This is a genomic window from Flavobacterium lacustre (assembly GCF_027474525.2).
Taxonomy (GTDB): domain Bacteria; phylum Bacteroidota; class Bacteroidia; order Flavobacteriales; family Flavobacteriaceae; genus Flavobacterium; species Flavobacterium lacustre.
The window spans coordinates 1,708,668-1,727,880 of record NZ_CP114882.2 but is presented as its reverse complement, the minus strand read 5'-3'; the positions used below and the strand labels follow the sequence as shown (position 1 = coordinate 1,727,880).

The 19,213-nt window shown below is 32.8% G+C and carries 17 protein-coding genes; all 17 read right to left on the bottom strand.

Features of this window, described 5'->3' with window-relative positions:
* Positions 1-340 precede the first annotated feature (340 nt).
* Positions 341-1,474, bottom strand: coding sequence for a DegT/DnrJ/EryC1/StrS family aminotransferase (locus O6P34_RS07520; protein ID WP_269686706.1), 1,134 nt, complete (start codon positions 1,472-1,474; stop codon positions 341-343).
* Between the two features lie 63 nt (positions 1,475-1,537).
* Positions 1,538-2,116: a sugar transferase gene (locus O6P34_RS07515; protein WP_269686705.1), complete on the bottom strand. Its 579-nt coding sequence runs from the start codon at positions 2,114-2,116 to the stop codon at positions 1,538-1,540.
* A gap of 359 nt (positions 2,117-2,475) precedes the next feature.
* Positions 2,476-3,051, bottom strand: a complete 576-nt coding sequence (locus tag O6P34_RS07510; RefSeq protein WP_269686704.1) for a PglD-related sugar-binding protein — start codon at positions 3,049-3,051, stop codon at positions 2,476-2,478.
* On the bottom strand, positions 3,044-3,997 hold the full coding sequence (locus tag O6P34_RS07505) for an MraY family glycosyltransferase (RefSeq protein ID WP_269686703.1): 954 nt from the start codon (positions 3,995-3,997) through the stop codon (positions 3,044-3,046). Before O6P34_RS07505 ends, O6P34_RS07510 begins: the two co-directional genes overlap by 8 nt.
* Entirely contained in the window at positions 3,994-4,902 is a 909-nt protein-coding gene (locus O6P34_RS07500) for an NAD-dependent epimerase/dehydratase family protein (RefSeq protein ID WP_269686702.1), read from the bottom strand. The genes O6P34_RS07505 and O6P34_RS07500 overlap by 4 nt, the downstream gene beginning before the upstream one ends.
* Before the next feature lie 284 nt (positions 4,903-5,186).
* Entirely contained in the window at positions 5,187-5,924 is a 738-nt protein-coding gene (locus O6P34_RS07495) for a WecB/TagA/CpsF family glycosyltransferase (protein WP_269686701.1), read from the bottom strand.
* Positions 5,925-6,305: 381 nt separating this feature from the next.
* Positions 6,306-7,253: a glycosyltransferase family protein gene (locus O6P34_RS07490; protein WP_269686700.1), complete on the bottom strand. Its 948-nt coding sequence runs from the start codon at positions 7,251-7,253 to the stop codon at positions 6,306-6,308.
* Between the two features lie 3 nt (positions 7,254-7,256).
* The gene (locus O6P34_RS07485; RefSeq protein WP_269686699.1) at positions 7,257-8,510 is read right to left on the bottom strand and encodes an O-antigen ligase family protein; all 1,254 of its coding nucleotides are present in this window, start codon (positions 8,508-8,510) and stop codon (positions 7,257-7,259) included.
* Positions 8,501-9,658 carry a glycosyltransferase gene (locus tag O6P34_RS07480; protein ID WP_269686698.1) on the bottom strand — a complete coding sequence of 386 codons (1,158 nt, stop codon included), beginning with the start codon at positions 9,656-9,658 and terminating at the stop codon, positions 8,501-8,503. The genes O6P34_RS07485 and O6P34_RS07480 overlap by 10 nt, the downstream gene beginning before the upstream one ends.
* Positions 9,659-9,660: 2 nt before the next feature.
* A complete protein-coding gene (locus O6P34_RS07475; RefSeq protein WP_269686697.1) occupies positions 9,661-10,242 on the bottom strand; it encodes an acyltransferase in 582 nt (193 codons plus the stop codon).
* 284 nt (positions 10,243-10,526) lie between these two features.
* The gene (locus tag O6P34_RS07470; RefSeq protein WP_269686696.1) at positions 10,527-11,678 is read right to left on the bottom strand and encodes a glycosyltransferase family protein; all 1,152 of its coding nucleotides are present in this window, start codon (positions 11,676-11,678) and stop codon (positions 10,527-10,529) included.
* 4 nt (positions 11,679-11,682) lie between these two features.
* Entirely contained in the window at positions 11,683-12,939 is a 1,257-nt protein-coding gene (locus O6P34_RS07465; RefSeq protein ID WP_269686695.1) for a polysaccharide pyruvyl transferase family protein, read from the bottom strand.
* Positions 12,940-12,962: 23 nt separating this feature from the next.
* Complete coding sequence (locus tag O6P34_RS07460; protein WP_269686694.1) at positions 12,963-14,495, bottom strand: lipopolysaccharide biosynthesis protein; 1,533 nt, start codon at positions 14,493-14,495, stop codon at positions 12,963-12,965.
* 670 nt (positions 14,496-15,165) lie between these two features.
* On the bottom strand, positions 15,166-16,260 hold the full coding sequence (gene gmd / locus O6P34_RS07455; RefSeq protein WP_269686693.1) for a GDP-mannose 4,6-dehydratase: 1,095 nt from the start codon (positions 16,258-16,260) through the stop codon (positions 15,166-15,168).
* Positions 16,261-16,324: 64 nt separating this feature from the next.
* The gene (locus tag O6P34_RS07450; protein WP_269686692.1) at positions 16,325-16,672 is read right to left on the bottom strand and encodes a four helix bundle protein; all 348 of its coding nucleotides are present in this window, start codon (positions 16,670-16,672) and stop codon (positions 16,325-16,327) included.
* 291 nt (positions 16,673-16,963) lie between these two features.
* Positions 16,964-17,914, bottom strand: a complete 951-nt coding sequence (locus tag O6P34_RS07445) for a GDP-L-fucose synthase family protein (RefSeq protein ID WP_269686691.1) — start codon at positions 17,912-17,914, stop codon at positions 16,964-16,966.
* A 12-nt stretch (positions 17,915-17,926) separates the two neighbouring features.
* The gene (locus O6P34_RS07440) at positions 17,927-18,934 is read right to left on the bottom strand and encodes a mannose-1-phosphate guanylyltransferase (RefSeq protein ID WP_269686690.1); all 1,008 of its coding nucleotides are present in this window, start codon (positions 18,932-18,934) and stop codon (positions 17,927-17,929) included.
* Positions 18,935-19,213: the final 279 nt, after the last annotated feature.

The following is a 19,213-nucleotide window of genomic DNA, read 5'->3' as shown; positions in this document are numbered from 1 at the left end:
TTTCAAAACCCTTTAGGTAAAATTGATTTTTCACTAAAAAGCGGATAGAAAACATCTTTTTTAAGAATTGTGCAATAGTTTTTTTTTTAAAATTAAATAAGGTAAAAAAAGAGTCTCATTTATCGATACAACATCAAAACCCAATACCTAATACCGAAAACCTAACACCCAAAACCTATCACCCAAAACCCAACACCTGAACCCTGCTACTTTTCACCTCTCACCATTCACGATTCACAACACTCACTTTTCACAACTCACGATTCACAACACTCACCTTTCACAATTCACGATTCACCCAAAACCCAGGACCCAAGACCCAGGACCCAATACCCACCCCCTAAAAAACCCCCATCAACACCTCTTTAATCCTGCTTCGATCCGCATCGGTCAGAGCAGAACCGGAAGGCATACAAAGTCCGATGTCAAAAAGAGTGGCGGATACTGTACCGCCATAATACGGTTGATTTTCAAAAAGAGGTTGTAAATGCATCGGTTTCCATAAAGGCCTGCAATCTATAGCAGCGTCGTTTAAGGCTTGCCGGACGGTTTCTCGGGTTATACCACCAGTCAGCTCGGGACGGATTAAAAGAGTCGTCAACCAATAATTTGAAGCATAATCAGCATGAGGAACTGTATAAACCGTTACGCCGGGAATGGACTTAAACAGCTCAACATAAAAATCATGCATCGCACTGCGCAATCTCAGACGCTCGTCTAAAACTTCCAGCTGGCCAAGACCTATGGCGGCACATATATTACTCATCCGGTAATTATACCCTATTGTACTATGCTGATAATGGGGCGCATCGTCTTTGGATTGTGTGGCATAAAAAATAGCTTTCTTTTTCAGCGCAGCGGTACGCAATACCAGAGCGCCTCCGGAAGAAGTCGTAATGATTTTATTTCCATTAAAAGAAAAGATACCAATGTCGCCAAAAGTACCACAGCGTTGTCCTTTATAACTGCTGCCTAAAGCTTCTGCAGCATCTTCAAGTATGGGAATTCCATAGCGATCCGCAACTTCCCGAATGGCGTCAACTTGATAAGGCACACCATACAAATGAACCGCTATAATAGCCTTAGGTGTTACACCCTTAGCAATTCGGTCTTGTATGGCATCCTCTAAAGCGACTGGACATAAATTCCACGTATCCGGTTCACTATCGATAAAAACAGGTGTAGCACCTTGATACAAAATGGGATTGGCAGAAGCAGAAAATGTCATCGTCTGACAAAGGACTTCATCACCGGCTTGAACACCTAACAAAATCAGTCCAAGATGAATCGCCGAAGTGCCCGAATTTAATGCGGCTACGGCTCCCGAACCCAAATAGGCTTCTAAACGGTCTTCAAAGAGAGCCAGATTAGGACCTAAGGAAGTAACCCAATTAGAGGCTAACGTTTCCGTGATATATTTTTGTTCGCTTTCGCCCATATGTGGAGACGAAAGCGGAATTGTATTACTGTTCATGTACGAATAACAATTAAAAACTGGCACAAAGGTAAAGGAAAACCCTAAATAATAGGACCATTTTTAAAGCGAAAGGAATTCTCCCTTTTTTTTAAACAGGGTAAAAAATAAAATAGTTAAATCCAATCCCAAGGATTGTTTCGCTTGATAATTCAAATTAATCCGAACTTTATCCGGAAAAATAACAGTATCATTATAATAATCAGGGTCTGCCTGTTGCGACAACAGCTGCTCTTCATTGTAATATTTAAGACTGGCGGGACCGGTAATCCCGGGCTTTAAATCCAAAAGCATTCGGGCGTCTCCTTGCAATTGATCATAATAACCGGCAACATCAGGTCTGGGCCCTACAAAACTCATATCATTCACCAAAACATTATACAGTTGAGGCAATTCATCTATTTTAGACTTCCGAAGGAAAACCCCTAAAGCCGAAATCTCCGGCTGACCGGCAGCATTCCACCGCATGGTCCGAAGCTTGTATATACTAAACCTTTTGCCATATTGACCAATACGTTCTTGTACAAACAAACCGCTTTGTCGGGTATCAATAGTGGCCAAAAGATAAAAAATCAACACCAACCATCCGGTAACAACCAAACCAAGGAATGAAAAAATAAAATCAAAAAGCCGTTTAATCATCAATAAGGACCGGTTAGTTGGCAAATAGTAGAAAGGGGCAAGCCTAAAAGTAACGCAAACATAAAAAAAAGAACCAAACAAACCAACTTTAGCCTTACACAGAGCTATGATAAACTTTCAAAAAGTGAAACGCCTTTACCTATTTTAAAAACGATGTATCGAGCCTGCACAAAACAAAGCCGAAGTGTGTTTAAAAAAAACCTATAAAAACCTATAATTTACGCTCAACAATGAAACGTTTTTACCTTTTTTCAAAAACGATACCTTTAAAATATGTGAATTTGCGGTAAAAACAATCCAAATCAAAAAAAATATAATTGGCAAATTCACGGTCTTTTTATGCTGATATTATAAAAAACCTAACGAATCGATCGGGTAATCACACTATGAGGAGCAACCGTATCCGAAGTTGTAATAACACAATTAGCGGCAATATAAGTACCGGTTCCAATTCGGGCACCAGCGGTAATTCGGACTCCGGGCATTAAAACCGAATTATGCTCTACATAAGTATCATGTTGCAACGTACAAGCAGTATTCAAAAAACAAAAAGCTTCAAGAGTAATATCAGTGGTCAGAATACAACCGTCGGCCAAATAACATCCGGGGCCAATCTGAACCCTGTCGGTATCGTGAATGCGAACGTTGGGATGAACAATCGCAGGAAATTCAAAAGAACAATCCTTCAACTTTTCGAGGATTATAGCCCTAATTTTAGGATTTCCTATAGCAATTACAACAGCATACGGTTCGGCTTGTTGCAAAAGCCAGTCTAAATCCCCTACTACAGGCAAAGAATGAACTAGTATGCCTGCTGCCAAACCATCATCTACAAATCCTTTTACACTATAGGTACTAAACGCACTGTTCCGGAGTGTAGCTGCAATTTCTCTTCCTACACCACCTGCCCCTATAATAAGTAAAGGACTAGGCATAGTTAGGTTTAATACGTTGCAGCACCTTAATTCGAATACCCAAATAGACACCTGTCAAAGCCATACCGATGACCAGAAAAACAAAAACAGACAATTGTTCGGCAGCAATTAATGCCAATACAACAACATTAATAACAAATTGAAACAGGGCATACAGTACCGAAACCGTTACATGAGACCAGCCTAGTTCGTTGGCTAAATATTGATACAAATGACTGCGATGCGCCTGAAGAATGTTTTCTTTATTTTTGATGCGATACAAAATCGTAACAATAGCATCTATTCCATAGACACTAAAAAACAAAAGATAACCGATTTGGCCTTTTTCGAAAATAAGCTGTACCATAAAATAAGCAAGAAAAACGGCCATACTAATACTGCCGACATCTCCGGCAAAAGTCACAGCACGTTTTCTGACATTGAAAAAACCAAATACGATACAAGCCAAACCCAACAGAACCAATACAGAAAACTGTTCATCGCCTTGATACAAATAAGCAAAAGTAAGAATACTGACCAAAGCATAAAGTACCGTTATACCATTAATGCCATCCATAAAATTAAAGGCATTAATCCAACCAATCAGTAAGACAAAAAGAATAGGCAAAAGCCATAAAGGTTCTGAAAAAAGCTGCAATTCAAAAACCAAAAGACCACAAGCTATACAATGGGATAAAAACCGGGGCAAAGTGGACAACGGATAAACATCATCGATGAAACTGACAACAGCGACCAAAACAACAGCGCCGGTAACCACAGCAGAGACATACCCTAAAAAAAAGGCAATCAACAACGCAATGGGAAAAATAATTCCTCCCCCGCGCAAAGTAATACGGGTATGAGAAGAACGATGATTGGGTTTGTCGATAATATTATACCGGTCGGCTATTTTAAAATAAAAAAGCTCCAAGGCAAACAAAAGAAGTAAAACAATAAAATAAGTCATGAATTACGAAACGAGTTAAAAGTGTTTAAAAGACCGGCTCTTGAAGAGACCGGTAAAGAAATCCCTAAAGCGGATTTAATTTTAGCCGTACTGACGACATAATTTTCAGTTAATTTTTGCAATTTTTCGGAATTGATGGGTAGAGGCAAAATATCACCAACTTGGGCAACAACATGAATGATTGCTTTGGGCAAAGCAATGATTTTAGCCTTCTTACCCAAAGATTCTGATACCAATGCAATCACTTCATTGGTAGATAAGGGAACATCATCCGCAACATTAAAAACAGCTGAGGGTATGTCCTTTTTTAATAAATGATCAATAACAAAACATAGATTTTCGATACTTAAAAAAGACCGGTTATTGGTATAAGCCCCTAAGGGATAGGGAACGCCTTTTGACACTAAACCGTACAATAAATTAAGATTTCCTTTATTTCCCGGACCATGTATCATACACGGACGCAAGATATATACTTTTTTATCAGACGGCAAATGGGCTAAAATATAGTCTTCCGCCATTTTTTTGGACTTCCCATATACCGTAATAGGATTAGGAAAAGCATCTTCCGTTAAAACGCCTGTTACAGTATCCGCAACAGCTTTAACCGAACTGATATAAATAAATGTTTGAGCATTGGATTGTAAAAATTGATCGTATAATTTTTGGGTCAACTCAAAATTAGCCTCATAATAGTCCGAATCATTGGAGGTTTTCTTTAAATCATGCGCTTTGCCGGCAAGATGAACAATAGCATCACAAGTTGAATTCCCTTCAAAGAAATCAGCATAAGACAGATTTGCATCAGAAGACACTCTAGAAACACCTTTAATCTGATATGAATCCGATAAATATGCACTCAAATTCTGTCCTACAAAACCGGTAATTCCCGTTATTAAAACCATAGAATGACAAATCAATTTAATTTAAATATATTGAACTAACAAAAAGGTATTCGAATCGAAAAACGAATATCCATCAACGATTAACCTTTTCAAAACGACCAACGACCAACGATCAACGATTAACCAGTTAACTAATTAACCTTTTTTAAAAACGAATAGCAATCAACGATTAACCAGTTAACCAATTAACCTTTTTTAAAAACGAACATCAATCAATGAAAAATAAGCTTGACCATCAATCATCTTAATCAATAACACAAAATTGCTAATAAAGTCTTTAAAACTTAGACAGGCTTAATTTGCTTTATCTTTTTTTTCTCTTGTGAATAGAGTTTTGGTAATACCAACAAAATTTCTTTGCACCTTTTGATTTGTTTTTTGGGTTCAGTAAAAATTCGATACAACCAAATCAAATGCATTTTTCTGGCCCAATTAGGAATATCTTTCACTTCTCCGGTAAAATAATTCAGTGCTGCGCCTACACCAATCATAACTCCTTTATCAATATAAGGCAATAATCTGGACATAAACTCTTCTTGCTTTGGAGCTCCTAAAGAGACCCAAATATATCGTGGACTTATTTTGTTTATCTTTGATGCTATTGCTGCATAATCGAATTCTTCAACTGACTTAAAAGGTAAAGGAATGAAATAAAGATTAGAAGTAGGTATGCCATTTAATTCTAATTTATCCTTTACTTTATTAAAAACAATTTCTGTATTTCCAATTATAAATTGCGTATTATTTTTGTAAATAAATTTTTTAAAAAAATCAGGTCCTATATATTCTTTTAAACTCTTATTATGAATTTTACTGGCCAATAATGCAATATAACTTCCATCACAAGAATTTGCAAGTGAGGCATTCAAAATACTTCTGAAATTTTCATTTTTATACGAATAGACCAGTGATGTAGCATCAACAAAACAACAATATCCTTTACCAATCAAAGATGTTTCTTCTATTATTTTTTCTAATTCTTGGTGATCAAATTGGAAATTAACATTGAAATATTTATTCATAATTTTTAGAGGCTATTTAAATTTTAGACAGTAAGATGTTTAGTGGGATTATAAAATGATAAACATTGTGAAATTTTGAAACAATAAAAATTATTATCTGATTATATTTAATAATATAGAATGTAATAATCTATTAAAAAAACTAAAAATGGCTAAAAAAACTCACATATAGCTTTAATAGGACTATTTATTTTAAAAATAAAAAGGCAAAACAAAATGTTTAATGTAAAAAAATGATGGAACAATTTGAAGAATACTACGACAAAGTGTTCTGATCTAATTTAATGATACTTCACTATAATTTTTTTCGATAAATATTTTAAATGTAGTGGGAATTGAAAAATAATGTACTTAAACTAAATCTTCCCTGAATTTAAAAATTTATTTTTTTAAAATTTTATTTTTGACATCTCTATAAACCTCAATTCTACCGGATTGTGTTAATAAAAGTTTCAATCTAAATTTAAGTTTATAGCTTTTTCTGAAATATTCTAAAAAATCATTATTAATTAATTGATTTTCGAATTGCTCCAAAAAAAGGAATTTTTTTAAATGAAGTTGGTCAATCTCTGTTTTAAAAACATCAATCCCTTTACAATGAGTCCCATTATCAGAAAAACCAATGTTATAAACTTTTGAAAGAAAAGGATAAACCGTTAGCCTTTTAGTAATAAAATGATCAAAAACCCACCTTACGTACCAGGAATTATTTTTACCTGATAAAGAGTTTAATAACATTTCTGAAATATCATTACCACACTGCTTATTGAAATTTTTTAAAATATTTGGCTTACTGGCTATTGTATCTGTAATGTAGATGGGGTAAAAAATATTTTTATCCCATCGATTTCCCCAAGTTGCCCAACCCCATGAATGGGTTCGTTGATGAAAAAAAACATCTGAATCTTTCAATTTATTTTTAATTTTCATTGAAAAACCACTAATCGATTGAATACTTGTGTTACTTTCATAAAACTGAAGAGATTGATTCATAAAATCCAAAAAGTTTGGTGTGGTCACCAAATCATCTTCAAGCACAATAACTGTTCCGTGTGTATTAACAATTTTTGTAACACCTTCAATAATAGAACTCGCTAATCCTTTATTAACAGCACTTTCAATAAGAGTAATCTCTTTAAAACCTGTAATCGTTTTGATATACGCTCTTACTTCTTCTACTTTGGATTGCGTTTCTGCATTTTTAAATCCGTCTGAAAAAATAAACAACTTACTTTCTGCCGCCAAAAAATTAGCTTTTAGCGCCTCAACAGTAATTTTAGTTTCATCTAATCGGTTATAAACAAATAAACATATTGGAGCTAACTGCATGTTTTAATCATTTTTAAGTTCTTTTATATCATAAGTTAGAATTATAAACATGCTAACCCAGAGTAACGCATTCCCATAAAGATTCCATGTTGACAATCCTTTAAAAAAGGAGATTAAAAAAAACAGGGCAATCCATGCATTATCATTATTAATTTTCAAAATAAAATGGATGCGGTAAAATGTTTTTCCCATCAATACAAATAAAGGAATCGCACCAACTAATCCCAAAGCCATCAACGCTTCAATTATAATATTATGGGGATAAAATCCTTTATAAATTCCCGAAGTCAACACAAAGTAATCACCAAAAAAAGGTTTTTTTAAAAACTGATCTATAGCAGTCATATACAAACCATCCCTTCCCGACGAATCTCCTTCATTAATTGCTTTTTCAATACGTTCTACAAAAACGGGATTAAATCCTTTTATAATTTCCAAAATAAAACTATAATCGAATAACAAAATAAGGACAAAAATAACAATACTGAATTTTAGTATTTTCTTGTTTATTATGGAACCATTAGACAAGTATAAATAATACAATGCAATTATTACGGTATATAATAATGGACCTCTGGATCCCGAAATCATAATCACATAAAGAGATAAAGGCAACCCTAAAAACAAATAAAATATTTTATATGCTTTATTACTTTTCGTTAATAAAAATAATGCGAGCAAAAACTCTGTCGCAGCCCAATACCCCATATTGAGAGAATTCAACTCACCGCTGACCCCTACTCTTTCCTCAACTGCATCTCCCAGATTCAACTGTAAAATTGTCAAAGAGGCTAACAAAGACCAGAATAGAATAAAAAAAATAATCTTTGCACACAGCACTAAATCTAGAGATTCTCTTCTAAAAACGATTAGGGACAACATGGGTATAAAAACCAATCGGATAATACGCTGCATAATCGCATTCCGGTCAGCATCTAAAAAAACTACATCTGAATCATAAACCAAATAAAGATCATTATAAATTATTCCTGCATAATATACATAGAGCAGCAAAAGGAATATTGAATTTTTAGTTAAATACAGTTGATACAATTTTGTTCTAATTGCTACCAGAATACAAAAAAAACAGATAAGAAATGTAAAAGTTCTACCTACTGAATTAAGTACTCCTTCTTCTTCAGTAAAACCCAAATAAAAAGACAATATAGAAAAAAAGAAACCAAATGAAAATACCGCAATTATACTGGTAGCGGCAAATAAATCAAATATTTTATTTTGTGCTTTTTTTAAGTACATAATAATGTTTTAATAAAATTAGCCGGCTTATGTTCTTCTAAATAGGCTGAATTAATAGCAGATTTTTCATCTAAAAACTTTGAAAACAAAGCACTTGCTATTTTTTCAGGATTTATAGAATCAATACAGACTCCTAAATCATTATTTTTTATAAGCTTCCCTATTAGTCCATTTGATGGTCCGATAACCTTTTTACCGGAATGAATTGCATGACCTAATACTCCACTGGAAGCTTCGGCATTTTTATACGGTATTAGTACCGCATCACATTGATTAAATAAAGCTACAACTCGTTCATTTGATATAAAACTATTATCCCAAACTACCTGAACATCAGTAACTTTTCTTATTTTAGAAATTTTTTCAGACAATACTGCATCAAAAGCATCTGTCGCCTTACCTGCCAAAACTATTGTTGTTGTTTTTTGATTTTCTTGCAAAAAATAAACGGAATCAAGTATGTCTAATGTCCCTTTTCTTTCTGAAAGTGATCCAAAATGAAGAAATATTTTCCGTTCCTTATCAATCCCATAAAATGTTCGAAGATCAAAATCTTTTTCACTGACCACAAATGGTACAGGATCTGGCAGATACTTGAAAACAGCCTCTTTTTTAAACTTATCATTTAATAAAACAGCACTATCACTGTCATTTAACAAAAAAACAGAATCTAATTTTTGATTACGAATACATAAAAGCATTGGAAAATAACGCCTTAGATAATAATAATAATCTTTGACAGAACTAATTTTCATATTAGTAAACTGCATAAACAATATGCCTCTAATTTTATAAGGTACTTTATACAACCCTAATGCAATCTGAAATACATTCATATGAAGTAAATAACAAAGATCAACCTTGTATTGAATACTATAAAAATTCATTAATTTAAAATAATTAATAGACCTTTTAATCCTATTGACAGAATCCATAGTTAAAAACGCATCCTGTGCAATTGGCACAATATGAATATAATCTACTTTATGCGCAGCAGCTACAATTTCAGGGAATTTCTCGCAAAAGGAAGGATGAACTATAAAATAATAGTTATCCTTACTTGCGTTAGTAACGAGATAATCAACAAAATGCGATATGTATTCTGAATGATGTCCAGTTATATGTATATCAAATACTAATATGTTCATTATTAAATAATTTTTTTTATAAACCTGGCGGGATTACCTGCCCAAATTTCATTGATTGGAATGTCCTTTACAACAATGCTTCCTGCACCAATAATTGAATTATCACCTATAGAAACTCCCTTACAGATAATAGAACGAGTTCCTATAAAAACATCATTCCCTATGTGAATTGGCTTTTTAATTGCATTTTGAGAATCCTCATGAACATTTCTTCTTTGCAAGTAATTCATAGAATGCATATCCGAATCAACAATAATAGTATCTGCTCCTATTTTAACATTATTGCCTATATAAATTGATTTTTTAGACCATATGCTTACATTACTCATACCAACATCGTTCCCAATTACTATTTCCGCATGATCATCAACACGAATACAACTTTCAATATTTCTACCTATTGAATTATACATATTCCCACTAATAAGAACAAAATTATCTCCAATAGTAATTGTAGCTTCTTTACCTATTTTAATGCTAGCATAGCCCTTAATTCTTATTCTTTTACCATATTTAACACCCTTTAAATGAAACCTAAAAGCATTAAAAATTATACCAACTCTACTAATTACCTTATTTATCATCTCTCAATTTTCTAAAATTTTAACTAAATGAAAACTAATGCAGTTATTTTTAGTCAATTTATATCAAGTTTCTACTATTTAAAATTTAATACTTCGCAATAAAACTACTCTCATTATCGAATAAGGCAAAACATTTTATAAATTCTTACAAGTTGATTGAATTTTGAATACTATTTTTACCTAATAACTTTAGGGTAGGATATTTTTTTTAAACTGAAATTCAATATCGCTAGATTAAAAAACTTGCCAAATTGGCTTAATCAATACTTTTAAAAAATTTAAAATCATAAAATTCTTTTTAATTGATAGATTACAAAAATAAATAATTTTTTGAGCGGCAATTTTGTGTAAAAATATTCAAAAATTATTGAATTAAAAATATCAAAGGAGGAAGTCTCGTCTTCAAATTCATCCTTAAGATTTAATTTAAACACATCGCCTTTTATAGTATAAAATACATTTAATATATTAGGCTTCAATTCTAAACCAAAACTAGAAACCATTTTGCTACAATCCTTTTTGGCTATTTTACTGGACAACAAATATTTTGTGGAAATATTCTTAAGTTCTTTTTTCCCATAAAGATCAACAGAAAAATCAATTTGGTTCAATTCAGGAACTAACAATTTCAGTCTTGATGGCAGAATTTCAAAAAAAGCATCATATACATTAAACGAATCACTAATTTTTACAAATCGGTAACTGTTACCCATGAAAAGAGGAACTTGACATTCAACATTTTTGTTTAAATTATGTGTTCCACTATCTCCAAAATTAGTACTCAATGATTTAGTGGGATAAACAAAATATTTATTTTTTAAAATTAAATATCGAATAAAATGTTTTAGCCAAGAAGATTCTGGCCAAGTCTTTACATTAGAAGGTAGGTAATCTAAATTATGATCGGCGATAGACATCCAATCCCTAAAATCAAACCATTGCTTTTTAGTCCAAGCCTGCCCCCATGAAGAAGCAATTTGCAGAAAAAAAACATCATTAGAATCGGGTATTAATTCAAAAGGCAAATTGGCCACAAAATTTTTCTTGTGACAATACAGCGATATACCAGCTATTTCATTGGAGTCTTGGTAAAAACATAATGCTTCACATGCATATTCATAAAAATAAGGACTTACAAAAATATCATCTTCAAGCATTATGATAGACTCATAGTCCGCAACTAAATTCCCGCAACTCAAAACATGCTTTTTTAATCCTAAATTCTTTTGATGGGCTATAATTTTTTTCTCACCAAAAGGCCATTCAAAATTAGTTGCAATTTCTATTACTCGATCATGATTTTCAGATTCCTGATAATCAATACTTATAAGCAATGTAACATCCTTCTGCAAATAATGAGCAACAGAAAGTGATTTGAACAATCTCAAAATCGAATCTGGTCTATTATATGCTATTACAATTATGGCTGGAGTCATATGATTACACTTTAAAAATCTGATTAATCCCTCTAATAATAAGTTGCATATTCTTCTTTACAATTAAATCAAATTTATTTAATATCATATCTTTCTGATTGTATAAAGCATCCAATTGATTTGTTAAATCCAAGCTTTCAACATCTATAACACATTCATTAACATTTTCATCATAAAACATACTCACCAGTTTATTATGTTGTGAAACATTGGTTATGGCTACTGGTAATGTTTTAGATTTTATAGCTAATAAAAGGACATGCAGTCTATTGCTTATAACCATCTCAGAATTTGAATAAAGATGCATTGCATCTGAAATACTTAAACAGTTGTCAATAAATACAACATCATATTTAGCTCCAAATAAAGCAACGAAGTCTTTACATACTTCTCGATCATACGCCACTTGAAAAGAAAAAACAATCGTATAACCTAAATTTGCTTTCAAAATCTGCTCTATAGAATTTTGTATTTGATTATAATAATCTGAATTTCTGATAGTACCTTCAATAGCATCTCGAAAACTAATAACTATATATTTAGTTTTAGGGATTTCTACCGTAGGAGTCCTTACAAATTTATCATGATTGTAAGCCCATGCTAAATCAGGAATATAAGAAACATTGCTGAAATTAAATTGATTCGTTAATTCTAAAGTCTTAAAATCTCTAATTAATATTGAATGATATAATTTGGAAATTCTAGAATAGAAAATAGACATAGAATCAGAATATGGGCCTAAAGTCACTCCAATTTTCAGGATATTACACCCTAACATACTTTGAACATACTTTTTAAAAAAATCTTTGTAATGACTTTTTCCTGGTTTTATTAATTTACTGATATGATGCCCAGGATTTTCTAAAATATAGATTTCAGTCTTCTTAAATATAAAATTTTTTAAAAGGGAATCTATAATCATTCTGGAAAAAGACAAATTAGTTAAGTTCTCTGAAACCAGTAAAACATTACTAACATCATACAGTAATTCATTTTTATATGAAACAGGCATTTTTGCATCATTAACCACAATCATTCCTTTCGATGAAATTATATCCAATAAAGTCTTATTAATCAATAAATCCCCTGTATTAGCAAATTGGGTAAATCCATCATAATAAAATATTCTATTTTTCTTTTTAAGATCTTGCATTATAAAAATTCTATTATTATTTGTAATGATTAATTGCTGTTTTTCTTCTGAAAAGAATAGAGTAAATTCTGTATTAAGACAAATTCCGGAGCCTAAATATAGATACAATTACTAAATTTAATTCGCTGATATCAAATCTTTTTAGCCTTTACTTTTGCTTTTAAAAAATTCATAATAAATATTTTTTCATCCCTTCTAATACCAAAAAGAGCTATGATAACAATAGTAATAAAGAAAAAGATACTACTGGAAAATAAGAAATTAATAAAACCGGTAGTAGCAGGAAAAAGCAAAAGGAATAAAAAGGATAAAACAACAGCAAAAACAGTAACAAGAATAACTCTAAACAAAACCTCTCTTAACCAATTCTTAATTGAAAAATTATCTAAAAACTGTATAAAATATAATTTAACAATATTACCCATGAATGTAGATACAATAAGACCATAGACAATTGTATAGGGAGGGAAATTTAACTTTAATAAAATATAGGATATTGGAATATTTAATAGAAAAACGAAACTGTTTATAATTTGAAAATTTCTAATCCTGCCTGTAGCCTGGATTAAAGTTATAATTGGATTACAAAGTACTCCAATCAAAAAATTTACAATCATTAGCTGACAAAAAATTGCGGAAAATTCAGGAACATTCTTAAGCCAAAACTGAAGCACAAAATCAATATTAAGCAGAATAGGTAAGCAAAAAGAAAATAAAACATAAAAAGAAAATCGAGAAATAAAATTAGCTAATTTAAACGCTTTTTCTTTATCCCCTGAACTGAAATTTTTAATTATTTGAGGATTTGAGGCTTGTAAAAAAACATTTGATACTGATTGAGCTTGACTTGATATTTGATTAGAAATACCAAAAGCAGCATTCATTTTAGGCCCATAAAAAACATTCAAAATAAGGGAATTTCCTTGAATTCTGGACATTGCCGCTAATGCTCCAAAAAGTGTCCATCCAGCAAACCCTAACAATTCTTTGTATAAGGAAATATCATATCTATCTTTCAATATTTGGCAATCCTGATAATGTTTCCTGCAATACCAATAAAAAGAAAAACACACAAAAAAATTAAGCGACAACAGTAATAATCCATATAAAATTAATCGGTCGGTAAATACATAACCCAAAACAACAGCAATTAACAACCTACCTATACTGGAAAAAATATCTCGAACTGCAATAACCTGCATATGCTCTTTTGCAATGGTTATAGCCTGAAAAGGTAAACTTAGTATATCAAAAAATAATATAAAAATAACACATTGATAAACCCATAAAGAAGCGACTAATCTTTTAGCTGGAATTTCTAAAACATTTTTTATAATAAAGGGACCCAAACTTTCTCCTATTAGTACCACCAATAAAGCAATACCCAAATGGATTCTTAAACTGGCATTAAAAATTTTTTTAACATCTTTTTCGGAACCTTTTCCCATTTCATAAGACAGATGCCTTTGGGTACTAGATATCATCGCACTATTGAAAAAAGATAACATTGCAATAACACCACCTATTACATTATATATTCCATAATCTTCAATACCTAAATTATTAAGAACAAATCGTACAGAATAAAATGCTATCAATATGGAAAACAACATTCTCCCATACAAAAAAAAAGAATTTTTTACAATACGCTTATTATCAGACATCTTTTATATATTAAAAAAACGACAGTAAGAAATAGTCTCTTTGTCTATAAACAGTAGGAATGGGCGTTCTAAACAATTGCCACATTTTATATTTTGAATTTATTTTGGTAAATCGGCTAAGTCATATTCAGACTATAATTCTAATTTAGTAGCCGCTATTGTTAGTATCATTTACTATAACACATAGAACGAAAATAGTATAGATATTTTTTGTCTCAGACGCTAATTCACTTTAGAAAAATTTGTTCTGATATACTGGAAATAATTTATAGTAGTGTAGCTGCCGACTTTCGTGTAGGAGTCTTTTCTCATTAGTTTCAAAGACTCTGCATAAATTATTCAAGCTGCAAAATCGATTACGCTTTGAATTGGTTTTTAGTTCAACTACATAAAAAATAGCTTTCTCATCAGACAACTAACAAATAGTTTAACATTTATTACCCGTAGTGTAAAGACTCCTGACTTCGTAACCTAACTCGCTTTAAATTGACTGCAATCAGTTATATAACAATATGTAAGTGTAGCAATCCAGTATCGCAAACCCAGTACCCAAAAACCAACACCTAAAACCTAACGCCCAACACCCAGTTCCTATTCAAAATAGTATAATTGGTCTTTAAAGCAAAGAGGTCTTCGTCAAACTATAGCATACTAGAAAATAGTAAAAAAATTAGTGTATTCTTTTTAAAATCTCCAAATCACTAGCCACCATCTCTTTCACTAATCCGGCAAGGTCATATTGAGGTTCCCATCCCAATTTTTTAGATTTGCTTGGATCTCCAATCAACAAATCAACCTCGGTAGGACGGTAGTATTGTGGATCAACTCGTACCACTACTTTTCCTAATTCCAATTGATAATCTGGATTAGTACAAGCAATAACTGTAGCGGTTTCATTTTCATTCTCCCCTTCAAAGGCCAATTCAACACCTATCTCAGCAAAAGAATAACGCACAAAATCACGAATATAGGTGGTAACTCCCGTGGCAATGACATAGTCTTCAGCTACCTCTTGTTGCAGAATTCTCCACATAGCTTCTACATAATCTTTAGCATGTCCCCAGTCTCTTTGCGAATTCAAATTTCCTAAATACAAACAATCTTGTTTTCCCAAAGCAATAGCAGCCGTTGCCATAGTAATTTTACGGGTTACAAAAGTTTCTCCTCTTCTTGGGGATTCATGGTTAAACAAGATGCCGTTACAGGCATAAATACCATAAGCTTCACGATAGTTTTTGGTAATCCAAAAGCCATAAATCTTAGCTACACCATAAGGAGAACGGGGATAGAATGGAGAGTTCTCGTCATAAAATCCGGCAGCATTTTTATTTTCTGCTAAGCCTCCGTACAACTCAGAAGTAGAGGCTTGATAGATTCTGGTTCTCTTTTCAAGACCAAGAATTCGAACAGCTTCTAATATTCTCAAAGTACCAATACCATCGACGTTAGCCACATATTCTGGAGAATCAAAAGATACCTTAACATGAGACATAGCTCCCAAATTATAAATCTCATCAGGTTGTACTTCCTGAATGATTCTTATGATATTGGTAGAATCAGTCAAATCACCATAGTGCAATTTAAAATTAACATGATTCTCGTGTTGGTCTTGATAAATATGATCAATTCGCTGCGTATTAAAAGAAGAGGCACGTCTTTTTACGCCATGCACTTGATATCCTTTTTCCAATAATAATTCAGCTAAATAAGATCCGTCTTGACCTGTAATACCTGTTACTAGGGCAACTTTTTGTTTTGTACTCATGTTTTATTATTTGTTGTTCGATTTTCGTTGGTCGATGAACCAAAAACGGTAAACGAAAAAACGCTTACTGTTGCATTGACTTTATTAATTTATATAACATCATTTTTATTCTGGTACACAATTCAAATAAAAATTGATATTCAATTTCACTAATGTATCCTAAATCTTTGGATAAATATAAATGATAATTGGTTTCTTCTAATGAACCTTTAGCTATATATAAAAACTGAATAAATTCTTTTTTATATTGTCTGGCCTGTCCTTCAATTATATTTGTTGGAACGCTGCTTACACTTCTTCTGACTTGACTAACAAGACCAAATTGTTCTGATTTAGGGAAGGTTTGAGTAATTTTATAAACAGCTATAGTTAATTGATGTGCTAATTTCCAAACTTCTAAATTTGACTCCATAATATGTATTTGCGGTAAACGATTTTCGTTGTTCGCTGCCCGTTATTCGTTGCTCGTTATTTGTTGTTTCATCAACGATGGACGAAAAACGATGGACGATGGACGAAAAAAAACCGATTTCCGTTGCTCGTTATTCCTTGCTCGTTGCCCCTTGTTCGTTATTCGCTGTTTCATAAACGATGGACGAAATACGATGGACGATGGACGAAAAAAAACCAATTTCCGTTGCCCGTTATTTGTTGTTTCATAAACGATGGACGAAAAACGAAATACGGTAAACGAAAAACAACCCTACATCTTCACTTGCTTAAACGCATCCGCATGCTCCACAAACCAATCGTAAGTCAATTGGATCCCTTCTTCCAACTGCACCTGATGTTTCCAGCCTAATTCGTGCATCTTGGAAATATCCATCAATTTCCGTGGAGTGCCGTCCGGTTTGCTGCTATCCCAAATGATGGCTCCCTGATGTCCTGTGATTTTTTGAATGGTTTCGGCCAGTTGTTGGATAGTCAAATCTTCTCCTGTTCCAATATTGTATAAATAGTCCGGCAGTTTATTTTCTAAAGCAAAAACTACTGCTGCAGCCATGTCATCCACAAATAAAAATTCCCGCATAGGAGTTCCGCTGCCCCAAAGGGTTACCGGAGCATGATTATTTAATTTCGCCTCATGAAATTTTCGCATCATAGCAGGCAAAACATGTGAGGTGTTCAAATCAAAATTATCATGGGTACCGTATAAATTAGTAGGCATCAAGCTTACATAATCTTTACCAAATTGTTTGCGAATTGCTTGACAGGCTTTTACGCCGGTAATTTTAGCAATCGCATACCACTCATTCGTAGGTTCCAAAACACCAGTAAGTAAATAGTCCTCTTTCAAAGGCTGAGGGGCTAATTTAGGATAGATACAAGAACTGCCCAAAAAAATAAATTTTTCAACACCGGATTGCAAAGCGGTATCGATTAGATTATTCTGGATTTGCATATTCTCCATAATAAAGGGATAGGGATAATCATTATTGGCCAAAATCCCACCAACACGTGCCGCTGCGTCAATAATAACATCGGGCTGTTCCAAACGGATAAAGTCTTGAACCGCCTGTTGATTTCTCAAGTCCAATTGGTTGCTGGAAACCCCTAATAAATTAGTATATCCTTTAGCAGATAAGGTACGCCAAATAGCACTCCCTACCATACCATTATGACCCGCAATATATATTTTAGTATCGTTATTCATAGTGTGATTTTATTAATTCAATAAATCAGAATTTTGTTTTTCCAAAGCACTGTAAATATTTTTAACATCCTGAGAGGATTCTTTTTGCAAAATCAAATTAGCAGTCTCGGTATGAACAAATATGGTATTTTTAACACCTATAAAAGCGGTGTAATTGTTCGTTCCAATAACCATATTCCCATTACTGTCAACAGGGTGTCCTTTAGAAACCAAATAATCATAGACCGATTCAAAGGAACCCAAATCAGACCAAACAAAGGTCGAAGGAACTACTTTTATCTTTTTACTACGCTCCATTACAGCATAATCAATACTGATAGAAGGAATATCCATGGATAAAGCTAAATCCAAATTTCCCGCAATATTAGCTTCCCAGGCTATTTTTGATTTTTCATATACTTCAGGATGAAAAGCCTTTAATTCGTCCAATAAAACGCCTGCTTTAAAACAAAACATACCGCTGTTCCAAAGAAAATTGCCTTTGGCTATGAAATCAGTTGCCGTAACTTTATTGGGCTTTTCCCGAAAAGAAACGACATTGTCTCCTTTTCTTTCAATGTAACCATATCCCGTTTCAGGTTTGGTCGGAACGATACCAAAAGTGACAATAAAACCTTGGGAAGCTTTTTCAATCGCTTCCTGAATGGCCTGATTGTACTGTTCCATATCATCTATAATATGATCGGATGGTGTTACAATTAAAATAGCCTCCGGATCAGAAGCCAATGCAGCAAAAGCAATAGCCGCTGCAGTATTTCTCGGAGTAGATTCTATAATATCAATATAAGGAGTATTAGACTTCTCCAGTACCTGTCGGCTCAAATGACAATTGTCAATATTTCCCACAACCATAACCTGGTCTACCAAAGTACGATTACGTTCCACAGTCATTTCAAATAAAGATTTACCTTCAAATAAATCTAAATATTGTTTGGGTTGGCTTTTTCTGGATAGCGGCCATAAACGGCTCCCAACACCTCCCGTAAGAATGACATGTGTAATCGAATGTAGTTTTTCCATATTATTTTTTTCTGTAATTAGTAATTTTAAGTGATTCGTTAAATCAATTTGGGATTTACAAAACAGCCTATTGGGGCAATTAAAATTATATTTTTTTGGAGCAGGATAAAATTAATCCCACCTCTTTTTTTTGTTTCTTTAGTAAAGGTTTAAAAACAACCTAAATGCTGCAACTTTTCACTTCCCACCATTCACTTCTCACCATTCACAACTCACTTCTCACAACTCACCTTTCACTAACACCTAAAACCCAGAACCCAACACCCAGAACCCAAAAAG

Excerpts from the sequence above, each read along its gene's own strand:
- O6P34_RS07520 (WP_269686706.1), bottom strand. The coding sequence starts at position 1,474 with ATGAACAGTAATACAATTCCGCTTTCGTCTCCACATATGGGCGAAAGC.
- O6P34_RS07515 (WP_269686705.1), bottom strand. The coding sequence starts at position 2,116 with ATGATTAAACGGCTTTTTGATTTTATTTTTTCATTCCTTGGTTTGGTT.
- O6P34_RS07510 (WP_269686704.1), bottom strand. The coding sequence starts at position 3,051 with ATGCCTAGTCCTTTACTTATTATAGGGGCAGGTGGTGTAGGAAGAGAA.
- O6P34_RS07505 (WP_269686703.1), bottom strand. The coding sequence starts at position 3,997 with ATGACTTATTTTATTGTTTTACTTCTTTTGTTTGCCTTGGAGCTTTTT.
- O6P34_RS07500 (WP_269686702.1), bottom strand. The coding sequence starts at position 4,902 with ATGGTTTTAATAACGGGAATTACCGGTTTTGTAGGACAGAATTTGAGT.
- O6P34_RS07495 (WP_269686701.1), bottom strand. The coding sequence starts at position 5,924 with ATGAATAAATATTTCAATGTTAATTTCCAATTTGATCACCAAGAATTA.
- O6P34_RS07490 (WP_269686700.1), bottom strand. The coding sequence starts at position 7,253 with ATGCAGTTAGCTCCAATATGTTTATTTGTTTATAACCGATTAGATGAA.
- O6P34_RS07485 (WP_269686699.1), bottom strand. The coding sequence starts at position 8,510 with ATGTACTTAAAAAAAGCACAAAATAAAATATTTGATTTATTTGCCGCT.
- O6P34_RS07480 (WP_269686698.1), bottom strand. The coding sequence starts at position 9,658 with ATGAACATATTAGTATTTGATATACATATAACTGGACATCATTCAGAA.
- O6P34_RS07475 (WP_269686697.1), bottom strand. The coding sequence starts at position 10,242 with ATGATAAATAAGGTAATTAGTAGAGTTGGTATAATTTTTAATGCTTTT.
- O6P34_RS07470 (WP_269686696.1), bottom strand. The coding sequence starts at position 11,678 with ATGACTCCAGCCATAATTGTAATAGCATATAATAGACCAGATTCGATT.
- O6P34_RS07460 (WP_269686694.1), bottom strand. The coding sequence starts at position 14,495 with ATGTCTGATAATAAGCGTATTGTAAAAAATTCTTTTTTTTTGTATGGG.
- gmd (WP_269686693.1), bottom strand. The coding sequence starts at position 16,260 with ATGAGTACAAAACAAAAAGTTGCCCTAGTAACAGGTATTACAGGTCAA.
- O6P34_RS07450 (WP_269686692.1), bottom strand. The coding sequence starts at position 16,672 with ATGGAGTCAAATTTAGAAGTTTGGAAATTAGCACATCAATTAACTATA.
- O6P34_RS07445 (WP_269686691.1), bottom strand. The coding sequence starts at position 17,914 with ATGAATAACGATACTAAAATATATATTGCGGGTCATAATGGTATGGTA.
- O6P34_RS07440 (WP_269686690.1), bottom strand. The coding sequence starts at position 18,934 with ATGGAAAAACTACATTCGATTACACATGTCATTCTTACGGGAGGTGTT.